General features: G+C 73.9%; 14 protein-coding genes. 7 read left to right on the top strand and 7 right to left on the bottom strand.

What is annotated here, in order from left to right; genetic code table 11:
* Positions 1-186 precede the first annotated feature (186 nt).
* The 3 genes from HS048_RS14105 to HS048_RS14095 all read right to left on the bottom strand — a co-directional run bounded on the left by HS048_RS14105 (position 187) and on the right by HS048_RS14095 (position 3,618).
* Positions 187-912, bottom strand: a complete 726-nt coding sequence (locus HS048_RS14105; protein ID WP_191893075.1) for a PaaI family thioesterase — start codon at positions 910-912, stop codon at positions 187-189.
* 254 nt (positions 913-1,166) lie between these two features.
* Positions 1,167-2,042 (bottom strand): serine/threonine-protein kinase, encoded by an 876-nt coding sequence (locus HS048_RS14100; protein WP_196467186.1) that lies wholly within the window; start codon positions 2,040-2,042, stop codon positions 1,167-1,169.
* A gap of 214 nt (positions 2,043-2,256) precedes the next feature.
* Entirely contained in the window at positions 2,257-3,618 is a 1,362-nt protein-coding gene (locus HS048_RS14095) for a glutamine synthetase family protein (RefSeq protein WP_068894311.1), read from the bottom strand.
* A 431-nt stretch (positions 3,619-4,049) separates the two neighbouring features.
* Here HS048_RS14095 and HS048_RS14090 point away from each other — a divergent pair, with 431 nt between their 5' ends.
* A complete protein-coding gene (locus tag HS048_RS14090) occupies positions 4,050-5,117 on the top strand; it encodes a terpene synthase family protein (protein ID WP_196467185.1) in 1,068 nt (355 codons plus the stop codon).
* Here the strand turns inward: HS048_RS14090 and HS048_RS14085 are convergent.
* Entirely contained in the window at positions 5,072-6,070 is a 999-nt protein-coding gene (locus tag HS048_RS14085; protein ID WP_068894313.1) for a DUF5937 family protein, read from the bottom strand. The two genes, HS048_RS14090 and HS048_RS14085, sit on opposite strands and share 46 nt — an antisense overlap.
* A 47-nt stretch (positions 6,071-6,117) precedes the next feature.
* Between HS048_RS14085 and HS048_RS14080 the strand changes: the two genes are divergently transcribed.
* The 6 genes from HS048_RS14080 to HS048_RS14055 all read left to right on the top strand — a co-directional run bounded on the left by HS048_RS14080 (position 6,118) and on the right by HS048_RS14055 (position 15,745).
* Complete coding sequence (locus tag HS048_RS14080; RefSeq protein ID WP_196467184.1) at positions 6,118-7,365, top strand: MFS transporter; 1,248 nt, start codon at positions 6,118-6,120, stop codon at positions 7,363-7,365.
* 94 nt (positions 7,366-7,459) lie between these two features.
* Positions 7,460-9,469 carry a sensor histidine kinase gene (locus HS048_RS14075; protein WP_196467183.1) on the top strand — a complete coding sequence of 670 codons (2,010 nt, stop codon included), beginning with the start codon at positions 7,460-7,462 and terminating at the stop codon, positions 9,467-9,469.
* Between the two features lie 79 nt (positions 9,470-9,548).
* Positions 9,549-11,057 (top strand): BTAD domain-containing putative transcriptional regulator, encoded by a 1,509-nt coding sequence (locus HS048_RS38855; protein WP_196467182.1) that lies wholly within the window; start codon positions 9,549-9,551, stop codon positions 11,055-11,057.
* A gap of 2 nt (positions 11,058-11,059) precedes the next feature.
* Positions 11,060-13,207: a sensor histidine kinase gene (locus tag HS048_RS14065; RefSeq protein WP_307832466.1), complete on the top strand. Its 2,148-nt coding sequence runs from the start codon at positions 11,060-11,062 to the stop codon at positions 13,205-13,207.
* A gap of 303 nt (positions 13,208-13,510) precedes the next feature.
* Complete coding sequence (locus HS048_RS14060) at positions 13,511-13,786, top strand: hypothetical protein (RefSeq protein ID WP_068894317.1); 276 nt, start codon at positions 13,511-13,513, stop codon at positions 13,784-13,786.
* Between the two features lie 174 nt (positions 13,787-13,960).
* A complete protein-coding gene (locus HS048_RS14055) occupies positions 13,961-15,745 on the top strand; it encodes an NAD+ synthase (protein WP_068894318.1) in 1,785 nt (594 codons plus the stop codon).
* 220 nt (positions 15,746-15,965) lie between these two features.
* On the opposite strand, the gene HS048_RS14050 is transcribed toward HS048_RS14055, so the two are convergent.
* From HS048_RS14050 to HS048_RS14040, 3 genes are all read right to left on the bottom strand, one after another.
* The gene (locus tag HS048_RS14050; protein ID WP_068894319.1) at positions 15,966-16,583 is read right to left on the bottom strand and encodes a TetR/AcrR family transcriptional regulator; all 618 of its coding nucleotides are present in this window, start codon (positions 16,581-16,583) and stop codon (positions 15,966-15,968) included.
* Between the two features lie 7 nt (positions 16,584-16,590).
* The gene (locus HS048_RS14045; protein ID WP_068894320.1) at positions 16,591-18,150 is read right to left on the bottom strand and encodes an MFS transporter; all 1,560 of its coding nucleotides are present in this window, start codon (positions 18,148-18,150) and stop codon (positions 16,591-16,593) included.
* Between the two features lie 116 nt (positions 18,151-18,266).
* On the bottom strand, positions 18,267-19,475 hold the full coding sequence (locus tag HS048_RS14040) for an MFS transporter (RefSeq protein ID WP_196467181.1): 1,209 nt from the start codon (positions 19,473-19,475) through the stop codon (positions 18,267-18,269).
* Positions 19,476-19,610 lie beyond the last annotated feature (135 nt).

Genomic DNA, 19,610 nt, shown 5'->3' with positions numbered 1-19,610 from the left:
CCTCGTCTCCGGTCACGGGCACAGCCGACGCCTCCCCATCTTCGCATCAGGGGATCGCGGGCACACGCCGCGCCGCCGGGGCCCCGGGCGCGCCCGGGTGTCCTGCCCTGCCCCCGCCCGCCGCCGTACGGCCCGCGGGCGGGTCCGCCCGTACGGCCCGCCGTACGGGCGGCCGTACGGCGACGCTCAGGCCGGCATGATCCAGGTCGCCTTGGCGGCGGCCACCAGGGTGCCGTCCACCTCGTAGATCGCGCTCTCACCGAAGAGCTTGCGGCCCTCGCGGCCGGTGGCGCGGGCGACCACGGAGTAGGTGCCGCCGGGGTAGACGCGGCGGTGGACCCGCGCGGTCAGGCGGCCGAGGAGCGCGAACTCGCCGGGCGCGAAGTGGGCCCAGCCGGTGGCGCAGTCGAGCGCGGCCCAGATGACCGCGTCGGGGACGACGCCGTCCTCGTCGGTGACGGTCATCGGCACGCGCCAGCCCGCCGCGACCAGGTCGGTGCCCTCCACCGGGCCGGGGAAGATCCGCAGGCCGTCGCCGGGGGCGCGCAGCCCGCAGACGAAGCAGCCGGGGAAGGCGTGCCCGGCCAGGCCCGGGAAGCCCCGCTCGGCGTGGGCCGCGTCGCCGAAGGGCACGAACGCCGGGGCGTCGAGCGGCTCGGCGACGTCGATCGCCTCCACGAGGAGCTCGTCGCCCCGCGTGAGGGTGGCGGTGTTGGCGAGCTGGCGCAGGTCCAGCGGGGTCTCCAGCGGGGTGGGCGCGTGCAGCGTCACCTCGACGGCCGAGCCGTGCCGGGCGCCGTTCAGCGCCTCGGAGACCGTGCCCGCGATCCATCCGCCGTTCGCGGTGCCCTCGGGTCCGCGGAAACGTGCCGGAACGGTCACCACGGTCTGCAGACCGGCAGCCGTCGTCATGCCGCACCTCCTTGTCGCCTTGTATGGCGATTAAGTGTCAAGTTTCAACAAGAAAAGGACCAACCGATTTTACCGAAGTGGTTGCGTGTACAGCCAACCAGGGGTCGGCGGCGCCTTGCGGACCATCGGTGACGGGGGTATGACGCCCCTGGAGGCGCCATGGAGCACACGTCTCAGCAGGCACTTTCGCACCAGAGGATCCCATGACCGCCCCATGGAGCGCACACTGCCCATCAGCCGCGGGACGAATCCGCTCAGAACACCCGAAAATCCTCCGGTAGGACGATCCCGGCGGGCCCCGGCGGCGATCCGCCCCGGTCGTCGCCGCTCCGGCCGGGCAGGCCGAGCAGCAGGTCGCGGGAGGAGGGACGGGCACCGGGGTCCTTGTCCAGCGCGGCGGCGGCCAGCGACCGCAGGGGCTCGGGCAGCGCGTCCGTCGACGGCTCACCGGTGAGGACCCGGTGCAGGACCGCACCCACGCTGCCCGCCTCGAACGGGCTGCGCCCGGTCGCCGCGAACAGCACCACCGCGCCCCAGGCGAACACGTCCGCGGCGGGGCCGATCCGGGCCGCGGTCAGCACCTCCGGGGCCGTGTACGGCGGGGAGCCGACCACCCGGGCGGGGAAGGCGGACGACGTCCGCCTGGTCCGGGCGATGCCGAAGTCGACGACGCGGGGGCCGTCGGGACCGAGCAGCACGTCGTCCGGTTTGAGGTCGCGGTGGACGACGCCGGCCTCGTGGATGGCGGCCAGCGCGGTCGCGACCGCGGCGGCGAGCCCGACCAGCCGGTCGCCCGACAGCACCCCGTCCGCCCGCACGGCCTCGCGCAGACTGGGTCCGTCGACGTACTCGCTGACGATGTACGGCTCCGGCCCGTCCTTCTCCGCCGCGATCAGCCGGGCGGTGCAGCGCGAGACGACCCGCTGCGCCGCGGCCGCCTCCCCGGCGAAGCGCGCCCGCAGCACCGGGTCGGCCACCACGTCGCCGTGCAGCACCTTGACCGCGACCCTGACGCCGGCCTCGTCGCAGGCCTCGTAGACGACCCCCTGGCCTCCGGCCCCGAGCCTCGCGGCCAGCCGGTAGCCGCCCAGCCGCTCCGGATCCTCCGGCGCCAGCCCCGTCCGCCCCACCCGTGCACCTCCGTGACGTGTCCCAGCTGTCTTGGACGCACCGGATGACGCGATTGTTCGGCTCGAGGGGACGACCGGCGCCGACGAGCCTCCGCCGCCGGGGACACCGGTGGTCGCCCCCTCGTCCCGGACCTGCGCGAAAGCCAGGGGCCGGACGGTTCGCCACCGTCCGGGCCCACGACCTTTACGAAGTAAGAAGCAGTCTGACCTGGACTTACAGGACCGGCAGGTAGCGGCCCAGCTCGAATTCGGTGACCTGGCGGCGGTAGTCGTTCCACTCGGCGCGCTTGTTGCGCAGGAAGTAGTCGAAGACGTGCTCGCCGAGGGTCTCGGCGACCAGTTCGCTGCGCTCCATGACGGCGATGGCCTCGTCCAGCGACTGCGGGAGCGGCGCGATGCCCAGGGCCCGGCGCTCGGCGCTGGTCAGCGCCCAGACGTCGTCCTCGGCGCCCGGCGGCATCTCGTAGCCCTCCTCGATGCCCTTCAGCCCGGCCGCGAGGATCAGCGCGAAGGCCAGGTAGGGGTTGCAGGCCGAGTCGAGGGAGCGGAACTCGATGCGGGTGGAGCCGCTCTTGTGCGGCTTGTACATCGGCACGCGCACCAGGGCCGAGCGGTTGTTGTGGCCCCAGGAGATGTAGCTGGGGGCCTCGCCGCCCTGCCCGGCGATGGCCTCGGCCCCGCCCCACAGGCGCTTGTAGGAGTTGACCCACTGGTTGCAGACCGCGGTGATCTCCGCGGCGTGGGTGAGCAGGCCGCCGATGAAGGACCGGCCGATCTTGGAGAGCTGGTAGTCGGCGCCGGGCTCGTAGAAGGCGTTGCGGTCGCCCTCGAACAGCGACATGTGGGTGTGCATGCCGGAGCCGGGGTGCTCGGTGAAGGGCTTGGGCATGAAGCTCGCCCAGATGCCCTGCTCCAGCGCGACCTCCTTCATCACCAGCCGGAAGGTCATGATGTTGTCGGCGGTGGTGAGCGCGTCGGCGTAGCGCAGGTCGATCTCCTGCTGGCCGGGGGCGCCCTCGTGGTGGCTGAACTCCACCGAGATGCCCATCGACTCCAGCATCATGATCGCGTTGCGCCGGAAGTCGTGGCCGGAGCTGTGCGGGGTGTGGTCGAAGTAGCCGCCCTCGTCGATCGGCTCCGGGCGCGTGCCGCGCTCGGGCCGGTTCTTCAGCAGGAAGAACTCGACCTCGGGGTGGGTGTAGAAGCTGAAGCCCATGTCGGAGGCCTTGGCCAGGGCCCGCTTGAGCACCCAGCGCGGGTCGGCGTGCGAGGGGGAGCCGTCCGGCATGAGGATGTCGCAGAACATCCGGGCCGCGGCCGGGTTCTCGCTGCGCCAGGGCAGGATCTGGAAGGTGGAGGGGTCTGGCTTGGCCAGCATGTCCGACTCGTAGACCCGGGCGAACCCCTCGATCGCCGAACCGTCGAACCCGATGCCCTCGGCGAAGGCCCCTTCGAGCTCGGCCGGGGCGATGGCCACCGACTTGAGGAACCCGAGCACGTCGGTGAACCACAGCCGGATGAACCGGATGTCGCGCTCCTCGAGAGTGCGGAGGACGAACTCCTGCTGGCGGTCCAATGCTTTCCTCCATCAGATCTAGCGAGAGGGCTGCCGGGTTCAACCGGCAGGGGAATCGCTTCCCTGTTACAGTCTTTTTTGCTTGAAACGGGCAGGGCTTGTCCGTCGCCTACCTCGGCAGAGGAGAGCGAGAAGCCGCTCCCTTCAAGGAGCGGAGGAGTCACCGCCGACGTGGTGCGACACTCCTGGTCGCCTACCAGTCTGCCCGCTGCGTGTTTCGCACACGTTACGAGGAATCACGGCGGCGTGCGGCATCGGGGCCGTCCGCGGCACCGCTCCGCCCGTCTCCGTCCTCGTCGATGCTCCTCGGTCCTCCGCCGGGCATTCCCCTCCGTTCTCCCCGTCGCGCCTCCGCGGAACCCGGGTGACCGCCTCACTACAGTGAGCGATCGGGAAAAGACGTGATGTTCCGATCCGGGGGGAAGACGACGATGCGCACCCAACTCCGCACCCCGCCCCGCACGGCCGCGCTGCTGGCCCCGCTCACCGAGCGGCTCGCGGCGATGTCGGCGCCGTGCCCCATGCATCCGTCGGTCCACCGGATCGAGGCCGCGCTCATCGAGTGGTCCCGCCTGACCGGCCTGGAGGTCGACCGGGCGGCGGCCCTCCACCGCGTGGCGGGGCGGGCGCTCGCCCGGTGCGACACCGGCGCGGCCGCCCTGTTCGCGCGCTGGCTGGCCTGGGCCCGCCGGTTCCGTGAGGAGTCCGACGCCTACGCCGGGGTGCTCATGGTGGCGGAGGGCGCCGAGCCGGGGCCGCGGCCGGTGGAGCGGGCCTTCGCCGGGCTGTGGCGCGAGTCCGCCGCGGGCATGGGCCCGGAGTGGCGGGAGCGGTTCCTGGCGGGGCTGACCGCCCAGCGCGCGGCCCTGCTCGACGCCGCGCCACCTGCTTCCCGGCATTCGCCCGCGTCCCCGCCGCCGCCACCCGCTTCCCGGCATTCGCCCGCGTCCCCGCCGCCCGCTCCCCCGTCCGCCCCTCCGCTCCCGCTCTGGACGGCGGACCGCTCCGCGCGGGGCAGGGCCGTCTCCGGTCCCTACCTGTTCGATCTGGTGGAGCCGTGCCTGGGGGTGGAGGTGCCGGCCCGGGTGGCCGCCGACCGCCGGTGGCGGGCGCTCGTCGAGGCGGGCGGCGACGTCGTCGCCTGGTGCGGCGACTTCACGGCCGGGCACCGTACAGCCGGGCACCGTACGACCGGGCACCGCGGCGAGGCGGCCGCGGAGCGGATCGTCGAGCGGCTGGTGGCCCGGATGGAGGAGTTGTGGACGGCGGCCTGGACGGTCCCCGTGCTCGTGGAGCGGCACGGCCTCGGGCCGGCCGCGGGCCGCGACGTTACGCGGGTGGCCTGCGCGTTCCTGACCGTCTCCCGGGCCCACCTGGAGCATCTCCTGGACTCCTGCCGAACCCCCGCCGCCTCCCTCGCCCCCGCCGTTCAGGAGGCGCGGACCAGGGACGTTCAGGAGGCGCAGACCAGGGAGTCCCCCACCGGCGTGCGCCGGTAGACGACCTCGCGGCCGAGGCGGTGGCGGGTGACCAGCCCGCCTCCGGCCAGGACGGTCAGGTGCTGGCTGACCGCGCCCGGGGTGAGCTCCATGCGGCGCGCCAGGGCCGTGGTGGTCGACGGGTCGGCGAGGGCGGTGAGGATCTGCGCGCGGGTCCGGCCGATCAGCGCGGCGAGCGCGCCGGGGGCGGGCGGCGGGCTCGCCGCCCAGAGGGTGCCGACCCCGTTCGCCGGGTAGACGAGCATCGGCTGGTACGGCTCGACCACCGCGGCCGTGTCCGGCCACCAGAAGGCGGTGGGCACCAGCACCAGCCCGTCGCCGCCCAGCGGCGCGGAGTAGGACCAGTTCCGTACCACCGCGAGCCGGTCGCCGCGCCAGCTGACGTTCGGGTGCAGGTCGGCGAAGAGCTCCCGGGCGCCGCCGGCGGCGAGCTGCCGGGAGCGGCGCATCACCTCGCCCTCCAGCAGCGCGTGGACCCGGGGCCAGAAGTCGGCGAAGGCCGTCTCCCAGTAGCGCTGCAGGGTGTCGGCGACCCGCGCCACCCCGGCCGCCGGGTCCGCCCGGAACCGCTCGATGACGCGGGGGTCGGCCCCGGCCACCCAGCCGGCCTCCGCGGCGGCCCGGTCGGGCGGCGTGCGCCGTACCCGTTCCAGCTCGGCGGCGAAGTCGGGCATCGGCGTGTCGGGCGTGGGGGTGACGAAGTCCACGAGGTAGCCGCGCTGCGGGACCAGCGCGAACAGTTCCGACAGGTCCAGGCCCGCCAGGCGGGGCCGTACGGCGCGCAGCCAGGGCAGGTGGAGGGAGTGCCGGGCCGGGTCGCGGAGCGTGCGCAGGCTGGCGACCAGCTCCCAGATGGGCGAGAAGGCGAAGCGGATCCGGGCCACGTCGTCGGGGGCGAAGATCCACTCGACGTGGCAGGAGGCCTTCCGGAAACCGCACGACTGTTCAGGCACGGCTAAAAGATTCGCATCCGTGCGACCGGCTGTCCAAACCTGGTCCCATGACGAGCACGACCCTCACCGGCCCATCGTTCCTGCAATCGAAGATCGGCGGCCTCCCCCGGGCCTTCTGGGCGCTGTGGACCGGGACCCTGGTCAACCGGGTGGGCATGATGGTCGAGCCGTTCATCGGCGTGTACCTGACCCAAGCCCGCGGCATGTCCCTGGCCGCCGCGGGCGCGGTGATGGCGGTCTTCGGGGCGGGCTCGCTGATCTCGCAGCCGCTGGCGGGCTGGCTGGCCGACCGGTTCGGGCGGCGGGTCACGCTGACCGGCGGCATGGTCGCCACCGCCGCCACCATGGGGGCGCTGGGGGCCGCCGCCTCGCTGCCCGCGATCGTGGCGCTGATGTTCGTGCTCGGCGTGACGATCGACGCCTACCGGCCCGCGGCCAACGCCCTGGTGGCCGACCTGGTCGCGCCGGAGGACCGGCCCCGCGCCTACGGCCTGCTCTTCTGGGCGCTGAACCTCGGCTTCGCGGTCGCCATGGTCGCCGGCGGCTGGTTCGCCGAGGCCGGGTACGGCTGGATGTTCGCCTTCAACGCGACCACCTCGGTGCTCTTCGGGCTGCTGGTGTGGCGGACGGTGCCGGAGACCCGGCCCGCGCCGGGCGGCCGGGCGGCGGGCGGCGGCTACGGCGCCGTCTTCGCCGATCGCCTGATGGTCGCCTTCATCGTGATCTCCGTGCTCTCCACCCTGGTCTACGCCCAGGCGTTCACCACCCTGCCGCTGGCGATGACCGGCGCGGGCCTGTCCCCCTCGGCCTACGGCCTGGTCATGGCGGTCAACGGCATCCTGATCGTGCTGGTCCAGCCGCTGACCGGCGACTGGCTCGGCAGGCGGGACCACAGCACCGTGCTGGCGGCCGGGTTCGCGGTCATCGGCGGGGGCTTCGCGCTGACCGCCTTCGTCTCCGGCGTCGCCGGGTACGCCGCCACGGTGGTCGTCTGGACGCTGGGGGAGATCATCACGGCGGGCGTCCCCGGGGCGGTCGTGGCCGCGCTCGCCCCCGCCCACCTGCGCGGGCGCTACTCCGGGATGTACGGCTTCGCCTGGTCGGCCGGGACCATGCTCGCCCCGCTGCTCGGCACCCGGCTGCTGGCGGCCGGTCCCGCCGTCCTCTGGCCGGTCGTCGGGGCGATCGAGCTGGTGGCCGCCGCGGGCCTGCTCGCGATCGGCCCGGCGCTGCGCCGCCGGGCACGCGCGGCGGCGGAGGAGCCCGCGGCGGCGGAGGCCGGACCGGCGCGTTGATCGTCCGTTGATCCGATCCGATCCGGTTTGATTGGATTGCTGTCCGCGCCGGTTAGGGTCCTCTCACATCGTGTTTCGTGAAAGGACCGGCCGTATGCGCGGGCTGGACAGGCTGTCCGCCGTGGTGGGCCCCGGGCGGGCGCGGGCCGCGGCGGCGGCGATCGCCGCGGCGGCCGTCGCCATGGAACTCGCCGACATCTGGGTGACCGCCCGGCTCCCGCAGTCCCCCTACACTCCGCTGCCGTTCGCCCCCGAGGACGTGGCGGGGACCGCCTTCCCGATCTTCGGAGCCCTGCTGGTCTTCCAGCGCCCGCGGCTGCTCGTCGGCTGGCTGCTGGCGGTGGGCGGGCTGGCCTGCGCCGCCAACATCCTGGCGGCCAACGTCGCCCGGCTGCACGCCCCGACCCCCTACTCCCCGGACGCGCCCGTGCTGCTGTGGGTGGTCGTCGGCCAGAGCTGGGCGCTGGCCTCGTTCCTGCTGGGCGTGCTGCTGCCGCTGGTGCACCCGACCGGCCGACCGCCCTCGCGCCGGTGGCGCCCCCTGATCGTCTTCGCGGGCGCGGTCATGGCGCTGGACGGTCTGCTCCAGGCGGCGGTCCTCCTCCGGGCGGTCCCCGCGCAGCCGGTCCTCAGAGAGGTCCTGCACTGGCTGTCGGCCGCGTCCATGGTGCTGGCGGTCGCCTCCCTCGCCGGGCGCCTGCGCGGGGCGGATCCGCTCGACCGGCGGCGGATCCTCTGCCCGCTGGTGGCGACGACGACCGTGGTCGTCCCCTGGGTGGTCGGCGACCCGGTCTGGTGGCTGGCCTCGTTCACCATCCCGCTCGTCCCCGCCGCGATCGCGTTCGCCATCCTGCGGCACCGGCTCTACGGCATCGACACGCTGATCACCCGCGCGCTGGTCGGCGCCGGCCTGGTGGGCGTCATCGGCGGCGTCTACGTGGCGGTGGGCACCGCCTCGAGCCTGCTGCTGTCCGACGTGGACCGGATCGGCGGCCTGCTCGCCGCGCTCTGCGCGGGGGCGTTCTTCCACCCGCTCCGCAGGGTGCTCCAGCGCGGTGCCGACCGCCTGCTCTACGGCAGCAGGGGCGATCCGGTGGCACTGGCCGCGGAGGTGCGGTCCCGGCTGCAGCGGGCCGACCCGGCCGGAGGGCTGCAGGCGGCCCTGGAGGTGCTGCGCGAGGGGCTCTCCGTCACCGGCGTGGCCGTGCGCTTCTCGCCCCGGCCCGCCACCGGGAACGCCGGGACCGCCGGACCCCACGCCGGACCGGCCGACGAGGTCTCGGGTGAGCTCGGCGAGGTGGCCCGGCGGGTCCCGCTGGTCTGGCACGGCGAACCGGTCGGCCGGCTGCTCATCGGCCGCCCCGGAGCCCGGCGGCTGCCCGCGGCGCACAACGAGCGGGTCGTCTCCGCGCTCACGCCGTACATCGCGGACGCCGCCCACGCGGTCCTGCTGGTCGACACGCTGCGGCGCTCGCGTGAGCGGATCATCGCCACGCGCGAGGAGGAGCGCCGCCGCCTCCGCCGCGACCTGCACGACGGCCTCGGCCAGTCGCTCAGCGGCATGGCCATGTCCATCAACGCGGCCCGGCTCTCCCTGCACACCTCCCCCGAGAGCGCCGAGCGGCTGCTCGACGGCCTGCGCTCCGGCATGGACAGCGTCACCAGCGACATCAGGCACCTGGTGTACGGCCTGCGCCCGCCGGCCCTGGACGACCTCGGCCTGGCCGGCGCCATCGGGGAGATGGCCGGGCCGGAGGTCGCGGTCGAGGTGCGCGGCGACCTCACCGGGCTGTCGGCCGCCGTCGAGGTCGCCGCCTACCGGATCGTCCAGGAGGCCCTGACCAACGCGCGCCGGCACGCCCGCGCCCGCACGGTCCGGGTCTCGCTGGAGCGGGGCGGGCAGCTGAGCGTCCGGGTGAGCGACGACGGCGTGGGCGTGCCCGCGGGCCGGCGCTCGGGGGTCGGACTGGCGTCGATGCGCGAGAGGGCCGCGGAACTCGGCGGAACCTGCATGATCACCTCTCCGCCGGAGGGCGGCACCGTGGTCGAGGCGGTGCTTCCGCTGGCCAGCGGCACGGCCGTCGAGACGGGCCAGACCGGATAACCGATTCCTTACAGGATGCGAACGATGGTGAATTTTGCCGTATTGCCATAGTCCAGGTGGTCGTACCCTTACCACTGCGATGCTGACTTTCCGTGCCCTCGGACCGTTCCAGGCGCGCCACGGCGACGTGGTGCTCGACCTCGGCGGTCAACGCCAGATGGCGGTGCTTGCCCGGCTGCTCGTGGCCGGTGGCCGCGCCGTCCCGGTGAGCGTGCTCATCGACGAGCTCTGGCCGGGCGAACCCCCCGCCCAGGCCCTGTCCACCATCCAGGGATACGTCTCGCGGCTGCGGCGCGCGCTGGAGCCGGACCGCGCCCCCCGCAAGGAGGCCGGGGTCCTGGTCTCGGCCCCGCCGGGCTACGCGCTGCGCGCCACCGCCGAGCAGGTGGACTCCTGGCGTTTCGAGGGCGCCGTCAAACTCGACGGCGACCCGGCCGCGGTGTGGGCGCGCACGGAGGAGGCGCTCGCGCTCTGGCGGGGACCGGCACTGGCCGAGTTCTCCGACCTGGCCTGGGCGGTGACCGAGGCGGGGCGGCTGGAGGAGCTCCGGCTGACCGCGGTCGAGCGCCGGGCCGACGCCGGGCTGGCCCTCGGCCACTCCGCGGCCCTGGTCGCGGACCTGGAGGCGCACGTCTCGGCCCACCCGCTCCGGGAGGAGGCCTGGCGGCTGCTCGCCCTGGCCCTCTACCGCGGCGGCCGGCAGGGGGACGCGCTCGGCGCGCTCCGGCGGGCCAGGGCCGTGCTCCGCGACGAGCTCGGGCTGGACCTGGGCGCCACGCTGCAGCGCCTGGAGTCGGACATGCTCGCCCAGGCCCCCCATCTGGACCCGCCCGCCCCCCGGGCCGTCCAGACCGTCCAGGTCGCGGCCCCGGAGGCGCCCGGGGAGGCGGGGGCGCCCCTGGGGACGCCTCTGGGAACGGCGGCCGAGACCCTCCGCGTCGTCGTGGTCGACGACCAGGCGCTGGTCCGCACCGGCCTGCGGGTGGTGCTGGACAGCGAACCGGGCTTCGAGCTCGCCGGAGAGGCCGAGAACGGCGAGCAGGCGATCGCGCTGGTCCGCGAGACCCGTCCCGACCTGGTGCTGATGGACATCCAGATGCCCCGGCTGGACGGCCTGACCGCCGCCCGCCGCATCCTCGCCGACGAGGACCCGCCCAAGGTGATCATGATGACCACGTTCGGCACCGACGACAACCTCTACTCCGCCCTGCGGGCCGGGGTGAGCGGCTTCGTCCTCAAGACCTCGGCCCCCGAGCAGCTCATCACCGCGATGCGCGCCGCGCAGGCCGGGGACGCGCTGATCGACCCGGCCGTCACCACCCGGCTGATCGCGGCCTTCGCCGGGCACTCCGACCCCGCGGCCCCGCCCGCCCTCGCCGGCCTCGGCGACGCCGAGCTGGACCTGCTGAAACTGATCGCCCGCGGGCTCACCAACCGGCAGATCGCCGCGACCCTGTCGGTCTCCGAGCCGTCCGTGGCCGAGTCGGTGGGCAAGCTCCTGGCGCACCTGGGGCTGTTCGACCGCGCGCAGCTCGTCGTCGCGGCGTACGAATCCGGCCTGGTCAACCCCGGTGACGTGAGCAGGTAGCGGTGTACGTGGAGGCGGGGGGCACCTCGGGCACGGGGGCGCGCGACGGCGTCGCGACCGGCGCGGGCGCCGGGGCCGTGCCGCGCCGCGTCGTGACCGGTGCCGGGGGCGTGCCGCGCCGCGTCGTGGACGCCGTCAGCCTCGACGTCCCGCGCCGGGGCCCGGTGGCCGCGCTGCTGGCCTCGCCGCGGCGGCTCGCCCCCGTCGTGGTCGCCGTGCTGGCCGTGGCGCTCACCGTCACCGGGTCCGCCGCGGGCCTGGGCCTGCCGCCCGAGTGGTCCCTCGACGTGCCCGCCTCCCCCGACCACGCGGCGGGGCTGATCTTCCCCGTGGTGGGCGCGTTCCTGCTGGCGCACGGCGTCCGCCCGATCACGGGCTGGCTGATGTGCGCCGGCGGCCTGGGCTGCGCGGTCCACGTCTTCGCGGACTCGGCCATGTTCGCCGCCGCCTCCTCCGGGGACCTCGCCGCCGCCGGCTACCTGCGCTGGCTCAGCCTCGCGGGCTGGAGCACCGGCGGCATGCTGCTCGCCGTCGTCCTCCCGCTGTACTCCCCCGACGGCCGCCTGCCTTCGCCGCGCTGGCGGCCGGTGGCGGCGCTGGGCGTCGCCGTGCTGGCCGCGCAGGCCACCGTGCAGACCCTCCGCCCGACGCCCCGCCCGGAGGCCTACCCCTACCCGCAGGTGATCCCCAACCCGCTCGCGGTGGAGGCGCTGGCCCCCTACTACCGGCCGGCGCTGGCGGTCCTCAGCACCCTGGTCTCGGCGCTCGTGGTCACGGCCGTGCTCTCCCTGGTCCTGCGCCTGCGCCGGGCCGATCCCGTCGTCCGCCGGCAGATCGCCTGGCCGCTGTCGGCCTTCGCGGTCTACAGCGTCTGCCTGATCGCCGGACCGGACTGGTGGCTGGCCGCCACGATCTGGACCGGCCTGATCCCGGTGGCCATCGCCTTCTCCGTGCTGCGCTACCGGTTGTACGGCATCGACACCGTGATCAGCCGGGCCTTCGTGGCCGCCGGGCTGGTCGCCGCGGTCAGCGTCGTCTACTTCGGCGCGGGCGCCCTCGCCGGGATGGCCCTGTCGGACTACGACCGGGTCGGCGGCCTGGTCGCCGCGCTGTTCGCGGGCGCCTTCTTCCACCCGCTCCGCCACCTGCTCCGGCGCCTGGTCGACCGGCTCATGTACGGCACGCACGGCGACCCGGCGGTCCTGGCCGCCCGGCTGGCCCGGGAGGTCGGGGAGGCCGAGCCCGCGGGCGCGCTGGCGGCCGTCGCCGCCGTGATCCGCGACGGGCTCTGCGTCACCGGCGTCACGATCGAGGTGCGCGGCCCGGGCTCCCGGCGGGTGACGCTCGGCATGCCGGGGCCCGCGCCGCGCGCGGTGCCGCTGGTCTGGCACGGCGAGCCGGTCGGCCGCCTGCTGATCGGCTCACCGGGGCCGCGCAGGTTCGCCGCGGCCCACAACGAGCGGCTGATCGCCGCGGCGACGCCGTACGTGGCCGACGTGGCGCACGCCGTACGGATGACCGCCGACCTGCAGCGCTCCCGCGAGCGCATCCTGACCGCCCGGGAGGAGGAGCGCCGCCGTCTCCGCCGGGACCTGCACGACGGGCTGGGCCACGCGCTGACCGACATGGCCATGTCGATCAACATGGCCAGGATCAGCCTGCGCGCCGCCCCGGCCTCCGCCGACCGGCTCCTGCTCGACCTGCGCAGCGGGATGGACTCGGTCAGCCAGGAGATCAGGGAGCTGGTGTACGGCCTGCGCCCGCCGACCCTGGACGAGCTCGGGCTGGCCGGCGCCGTACGGGCCCTGGCCTCCGAGGGGGAGCCGCCGGTGACGGTGGAGACCTCGGGCGAACTGTCCGACCTCCCGGCGGCGGTGGAGGTGGCGGCCTACCGGATCGCCCAGGAGGCGCTGACCAACGTGCGCAAGCACGCCCGGGCGCGCACCGCGACGGTCTGCCTGCGGCACGAGGGCTCCTCGCTCACGGTCCGGATCACCGACGACGGGCGCGGCCTGCCCGAGGCGTCCCGGTCGGGGATCGGCCTGGTCTCGATGCGCGAGCGCGCCACCGAGCTCGGCGGGAGCTGTGTGATCGTCGGCGCCCCCGGCGGCGGCACGGCCGTGGAGGCCGTCCTCCCCCTGCCCGGCTGACCGCCGCACGCCCGGCCGGGCGTGCGGGCCCGGCCGCCCTCGCCCTCCGGCTCCTTCCCGTCCGGCTCCTCCCCGCCGGGAGAAGACGCGCCGGGCGTCTCGCAAGGGTTGATCAATGTGTTTATCGATCATGTCCATCAGTAGTTAGATCGTTACACTTCGTGTTTTCGACCGGAGGAGGCCAGGGAAGCACAGCTGGCGTACGGCGGTTCCCGGCTCGTCCGGGCCGCCGCACAGGGCCCTTTAGGGTGCTCCATCCCATGCGTCGGCGGAGGCCGGCGGAACAGAGAGGAAACATCCACCATGACCATGACGAAGTTGCGGCGTGCCCTGGTGATCGCGGGAGCCGCCTCGGCCCTGGGACTGGCCTTCCAGACCGCCGCCCTGGCGGGCGGCGGCACGAGCTTCGAGCAGAACTCCAGCAGCGCCGGCAAGTTCGGCGCCTTCAACAGCAGCGTCCTGTCCGGCACCGGCGGAGGCCACGGCGGTCACGGCAGCGGCGTCTTCTTCAAGCAGTCCTACAGCCAGGCCGGTCCCGGCGGCGCCAGCAGCAACTCCACCACCAGCGCCGCCAACTGAGCCCTGACCGGCTCTGACCGGCGTCTCCCCGGCGGCTCCGCCGGGGACCTCCGGACCGCCCGCGCCCGCGGTCCGGAGCGGTGGCGGTTCCCCGCCGGCGGGGGCTCCCGCCGGCGGGGAGTCCTGCGGGATCCACGGGACCGGCCCTCCGCCGCCCGGGAATAGGGTGGGAGCGTGGCTCAACTCCGAATCGCACTTGCCCAGACCAACCCCGCGGTCGGCGACCTGACCGCCAACGCCGACAAGCTCGTCGAGTGGACCCGCCGCGCCGCCGACCGCGGCGCGCACCTGGCGGTCTTCACCGAGATGTTCCTCACCGGCTACCCGGTCGAGGACCTGGTGCTGCGGAACTCGTTCGTGGAGGCGTCCATCGCGGCGGTCGAGGCCGCGGCCCGGCGGCTGGCCGAGGAGGGGCTCGGCGAGATCCCCGTGGTCGTCGGCTACGTCGACCGCGCCGACCGCGCCCCGCGCGTGGGGCAGCCCAAGGGCGCCCCGCTGGACGCGGCGGCGCTCCTGTACCGGGGACAGGTGGTCGCCAGGACCGCCAAGCACCACCTGCCGAACTACGGCGTCTTCGACGAGTACCGCTACTTCGTGCGCGGCGACCGGTTGCCGATCTTCCGGCTGCACGGCGTCGACGTGGCGATCGCGGTCTGCGAGGACCTCTGGCAGGACGGCGGCCCGGTCGCGGTGGCGGCCGAGGCCGGAGCCGGGCTGCTGGTGGTGCCGAACGCCTCGCCGTACGAGCGGGAGAAGGACGACGTGCGCCTGGAGCTCGTCTCCCGGCGGGCGCGGGAGGCCGGATGCGCGCTCGCCTACGCCAACCAGGTGGGCGGGCAGGACGAGCTGGTCTTCGACGGCGACTCGATCGTCGTCTCCGCCTCGGGCGAGCTGGTCGCGCGGGCCGCGCGGTTCACCGAGGAGCTGCTGGTGACCGACCTGGACCTGCCCGAGGCCACGTACGGCGGGCTCGGCTCCTTCGAGGTGGACGCCGGGGACGGGACCGTCATCACGGTGGAGCGGCTGGAGCTGTCGGCCCGCCCGCTGGAGCCGTACGACCCCGAGCCCCCGTCGGTCGCCGGGCACCTGGACGACACCGCCGAGGTCTACAGCGCGCTGGTGCTGGCCGTGCGCGACTACGTCGCCAAGAACGGCTTCCGGTCGGTCATCCTCGGATTGTCCGGCGGCATCGACTCGGCGCTGACGGCCACCATCGCCTCCGACGCGATCGGCCCCGACCGGGTCCACGTGGTGCTGATGCCCTCGCGCTACTCCTCCGACCACTCCCTCGGCGACGCCCAGGAGCTCGTCGACCGGCAGGGGGTCAACGCCCGGGTCGTGCCGATCGCCGCCATGGTGGAGGCCTTCGAGAAGGAGCTCTCGCTGACCGGCCTGTCGGAGGAGAACCTCCAGGCCCGGGTGCGCGGCATGATCCTGATGGGCCTGTCCAACGAGCACGGCCACCTGGTCCTGACCACCGGCAACAAGAGCGAGCTGGCCACCGGCTACTCGACGCTCTACGGCGACTCCGCGGGCGGCTTCGCCCCCATCAAGGACGTGCTCAAGACCCTGGTGTGGGAGCTGGCCCGCTGGCGCAACGCCCAGGCGGGCGTCGAGAGCGAGTTCCTGCACGGCTTCGCGGTCCCGCCGATCCCGGAGAACTCCATCACCAAGGAGCCCAGCGCCGAGCTCCGCCCCGGCCAGCGCGACACCGACTCCCTGCCGGAGTACGACGTGCTGGACCGGCTCCTGGACGACTACGTGGAGAAGGACATGGGCTCGGCCTCCCTGGTCGCCGCCGGGCACGACCCCGACCTGGTCGCCCGGGTCATCCGCCTGGTCGACCTGGCCGAGTACAAGCGCCGCCAGTATCCCCCGGGCCCGAAGATCACCCCGAAGAACTTCGGCCGCGACCGCCGCCTGCCCATCACCAACCGCTGGCGCGAGACCGCCCCCTGACGCACCGTCTCCGGGGACCCCGCCGGTCCCCGGAGACCTCCGCGGCCCGGAGGATCCGCCATCGTCACTTTCCGCATCGGCCTGACGGACGGAGCATCATCGCAGTGATCTCCCGTCCACGATTCTCGACGCGGCCACTTCGCTCCTGGTACCGCGCCGCAGGCGGTGCCGGACCGGGCGGCATGGAGAAGCTCGCGTCGCCGACGGGCCGTACGGGCGCTCAGCGGGGCGCGAGACCGGCCATGAGGTGGTCGACCATGCGCTCGACGAGGTCCTCGGGGTGCTCCTCGACCCCGCCGAACCCGGCCGACTTGACGTACCACATCATGCTGCCGACCACCGTCGCCATCGCGACCGGGAGGTCGAGGTCGGGCCGGAGCTCGCCCGTCTCGATCCCCCGGCGCAGCAGCGCCCCCAGCGCCTCCCGGCGGGGCTTGATCACCGCCTGGCGGATCCGCTCCACCAGCTGGGGGTGGCGGCCCGCCTCGTTCATCGCGATGTTCATCACGCACCGGCTCCGCACGTCGCACGCCTCCCGGCCGATGACCTCCAGGTAGGCGGCGAGGTCCTCGCGGACGGTCCGGCCCTCCAGCGGAGGGATCGGCGCCTTGAGCGTGGCCAGCGCGTCGACGACCAGGTCCTCCTTGCTGGACCAGCGCCGGTAGATCGTGGTCTTGCCGACGCCCGCGCGGGCGGCGACGGCCTCGATGGAGAGCTCGGAGAGGCTCACGCTCTCACTGATCAGGTCGAGGGTCGCCTCGATGATCGCCTTCTCCGCCTTGGCGCTGCGGGGACGGCCCGCGGGGCGGGCGGGCCGGGTCTCGTCCGTGGTCGTCATAGCGGGCCTACACTACCGCTGGTTCCTTGTCGTGCTCCATGTCCGGTTCCGCGGCGGGGGCGTGCTTGCCGGGCAGCCACTTCAGCACCACCAGCGCTCCGGCCAGGGCGATGCCGGCCGAGACCAGGGCGGTGAGGTGCATGCCGTCCAGGAAGGCCCGGAAGGCGGGCTCCATCAGCGCGGCGCCGCGCTCGCCGAGCCGCTGGGCGACGGCGAGGGTGCCGGGCAGGGACTCGCCGGCGAGGTGCCGGGCGTCCTCCGGCAGACCGGCCAGGGCCGGGGTGATCCCGTCGCGGTAGGCGGCCGAGAGCAGCGAGCCGAGCAGGGCGACGCCGAGCGCGCCGGCGACCTGGCGGACGGTGTTGCTCATGGCCGAGCCGACGCCGGCCTTCTCGCGGGGCAGCGCCTCCATGATGGCGGTGGTCGCCGGGGGCATGATGTTGGCCATCGCCGCGCCCTGGACGAAGAAGACGACCTCGATGAAGAGGATCGGGGTGTGCCGGTCCATCAGCGCGTAGGCGGCCAGCGCGGCGGCCACGATCACCATGCTGACGGTCGCAGTCGGCTTGGCGCCGAAGCGCCCGGCCATCCGCTGGCTGAGCGGGGCGAAGATGAGCTGCGCCGCGGCGAACGGGATCATCAGGGCCCCGGCCTGCAGCGCGCTGAACCCCAGCACGATCTGCAGGTAGAAGACCAGGAAGAACATCGCGCCCATCATCGCGAAGAACACGATGCCGACCATGGCGATCGCGGTGGAGAAGCGCGGGTCGCGGAAGTAGGTGACGTCGAAGGCCGGGTGGTCGATGCGGCGCTCGTACCAGACGAAGGCGGCCAGGACGGCCAGGCCCAGGATCGTCGGGACGAGGACCTCGGCGCTGGCGACCGTGGCGAGCTCGCCGCCGCGGATGATGCCGTAGGTGAGGGCGACGAGGCCCACGATGGACAGCAGCACGCCGACCGGGTCGAGCCTGGACGGCCGGGGGTCGCGCGACTCGGGCACGACCAGTCCGATCAGCACCATGCTGACCAGCACGATCGGCAGGTTGATCAGGAAGACCGAGCCCCACCAGAAGTGCTCGATGAGCAGCCCTCCGGTGATGGGGCCGATCGCCACGGCCAGGCCGACGCCGCCGGCCCAGACGCCGATCGCCTTGCCTCGCTCGGCCGGCGGGAAGACGTTGGAGATGATCGCCAGTGTGGCGGGCATGATCGCGGCGCCGCCGACGCCCATGAACGCGCGGGCGACGATCAGCTGCATCGGGTCCTGGGCGTAGGCGCTGGCCAGCGAGGACAGACCGAACAGGACCATGCCGATCAGCAGCATGCGCTTGCGGCCGGTCCGGTCGCCGATCACCCCGAAGGTGAACAGCAGTCCGGCGAAGACGAGGGTGTAGGAGTTGATCGCCCACTCGAGCTCGCTCTGGGTGGCGCCCAGCCCTTCGGCCGGGTCGGCGATCGTCTTCAGTGCGACGTTGAGGATGGTGTTGTCGAGCACGACCGCCAGGAGGCTGAAGACCAGCACTCCGAGGATCTGCCAACGTCTCGGATGACCGAGCTTCTGGTCCACGGGAACCCCTGTTTCGATACGCTCTAGTTTCGCAACGAGAGCGTATCGCTATCTATTTCGATACGCAACAGCACCGTTTCGTATTAACCCCGCGTTCACCTCCCCCGCGCCCGGGGTCAGACGGTCGTCTTCGCGGTGACCGGTCCGGGCTCCCCCGCCGGAGGGCGCGGTCCCGCGCGGAACGGCAGGGCGACCAGCACCATCACCACGCTCACCAGACCGGCGGCCGCGAAGGCCCAGCCCGGGCCGGGGCCGTCGATGACCGCGCCGGCGACCGGCGCGGAGACCGCCCCGCCCAGCAGGAGCGCCGTGCCGTGCAGGCCCATCGCCTCGCCCCGGGCCCCGGCCGGCACCATGCGGGTGACCGCCTCGACGGTGGAGGAGATGCCGGGCGCGCAGAGCACCCCGGCCGGGACGAGCGCGATGAGCACCCAGCGCCAGTCGTCCCCCACCAGGCCGACCGGGACGGTGAGCAGGCCCATGGCGCCGATCAGCAGCAGCGGGGAGAAGCCCCGGGGCAGCCCGCCGTAGACGAGGCCGCCGAGCAGCGAGTAGAGGCACCAGATCCCGATCGCCAGCCCCGTCCAGGCCGTGTCGCCCGCCCGGCCCATCGTCGCGACCAGCGACAGCTCGGTGGCGGTCAGCACGAAGGTGGCCGCCGAGGCGGTGCCGAGCAGGGTGACCAGGCCCGGGGTGAGCCAGCGGCGCCGGGAGACCTTCTCCGCCGGGGCCGCCAGCTCCTCGGCGGAGCGGACCGGCGGGTTCAGCAGGACCAGCGCCGTCCCGGAGCCGACCAGGCCGACCGCGATGGCGCACATCGTCCACGAGCTGCCGAGCACGGTCATCCCGGCCACCCCGAGCGCTGGCCCGGCCATGTAGGACAGCTCCACCAGGATCGAGTCCAGGGAGAAGCCGATCCTGCGCTGGTCCTCGGGGACCATGGCCGCCAGGCACTGCCGGATCACGCTGAACACCGGCAGCGCCAGCAGGCCCGCCAGCGCGGAGGCGACGACCAGCACGGGGAACGGCATCGCCCACGCCGTGGCCCAGAAGAGCGCCTGGGCGCCGGTGGTCGCCAGCAGGACGGGACGCAGGCCGTAGGAGTCGACGAACCTCCCGGCCAGCGGCGCCCCCACCGCCATGCCCGCCGTGCAGGCCGTGGTCACCACGCCCGCCTGCAGGTAACCGAGGCCGAGCCCCTCGGCCACGTGCAGGACGAGTGTGATGTTCACCGCGGTGGACGGGATGCGCGCGAGCAGGCCCACGAGCAGCAGCGTCCGCACCCCGGGCAGGGCCAGCAGGCGCCGGTAAGGTTCCATGGCCATTTTTATTACTTACCTCCGCCTGCATTGTGCCGCACCCGGCCGGCACCCCCGCCACCGGATTACCGGCGAGTCAAGGGGTGTTTAACCCATCGGACGCATGTCATCATCGGAACCGTCCGGGGACGCCACAGGGGC

The organism is Planomonospora sp. ID91781 (assembly GCF_015711595.1).
GTDB lineage: Bacteria > Actinomycetota > Actinomycetes > Streptosporangiales > Streptosporangiaceae > Planomonospora > Planomonospora parontospora.
This window is presented reverse-complemented; position numbering and strand designations above follow the sequence as displayed.

Excerpts from the sequence above, each read along its gene's own strand:
- HS048_RS14080 (WP_196467184.1), top strand. The coding sequence starts at position 6,118 with ATGACGAGCACGACCCTCACCGGCCCATCGTTCCTGCAATCGAAGATC.
- HS048_RS14060 (WP_068894317.1), top strand. The coding sequence starts at position 13,511 with ATGACCATGACGAAGTTGCGGCGTGCCCTGGTGATCGCGGGAGCCGCC.
- HS048_RS14050 (WP_068894319.1), bottom strand. The coding sequence starts at position 16,583 with ATGACGACCACGGACGAGACCCGGCCCGCCCGCCCCGCGGGCCGTCCC.
- HS048_RS14040 (WP_196467181.1), bottom strand. The coding sequence starts at position 19,475 with ATGGCCATGGAACCTTACCGGCGCCTGCTGGCCCTGCCCGGGGTGCGG.
- HS048_RS38855 (WP_196467182.1), top strand. The coding sequence starts at position 9,549 with ATGCTGACTTTCCGTGCCCTCGGACCGTTCCAGGCGCGCCACGGCGAC.
- HS048_RS14105 (WP_191893075.1), bottom strand. The coding sequence starts at position 912 with ATGACGACGGCTGCCGGTCTGCAGACCGTGGTGACCGTTCCGGCACGT.
- HS048_RS14090 (WP_196467185.1), top strand. The coding sequence starts at position 4,050 with ATGCGCACCCAACTCCGCACCCCGCCCCGCACGGCCGCGCTGCTGGCC.
- HS048_RS14075 (WP_196467183.1), top strand. The coding sequence starts at position 7,460 with ATGCGCGGGCTGGACAGGCTGTCCGCCGTGGTGGGCCCCGGGCGGGCG.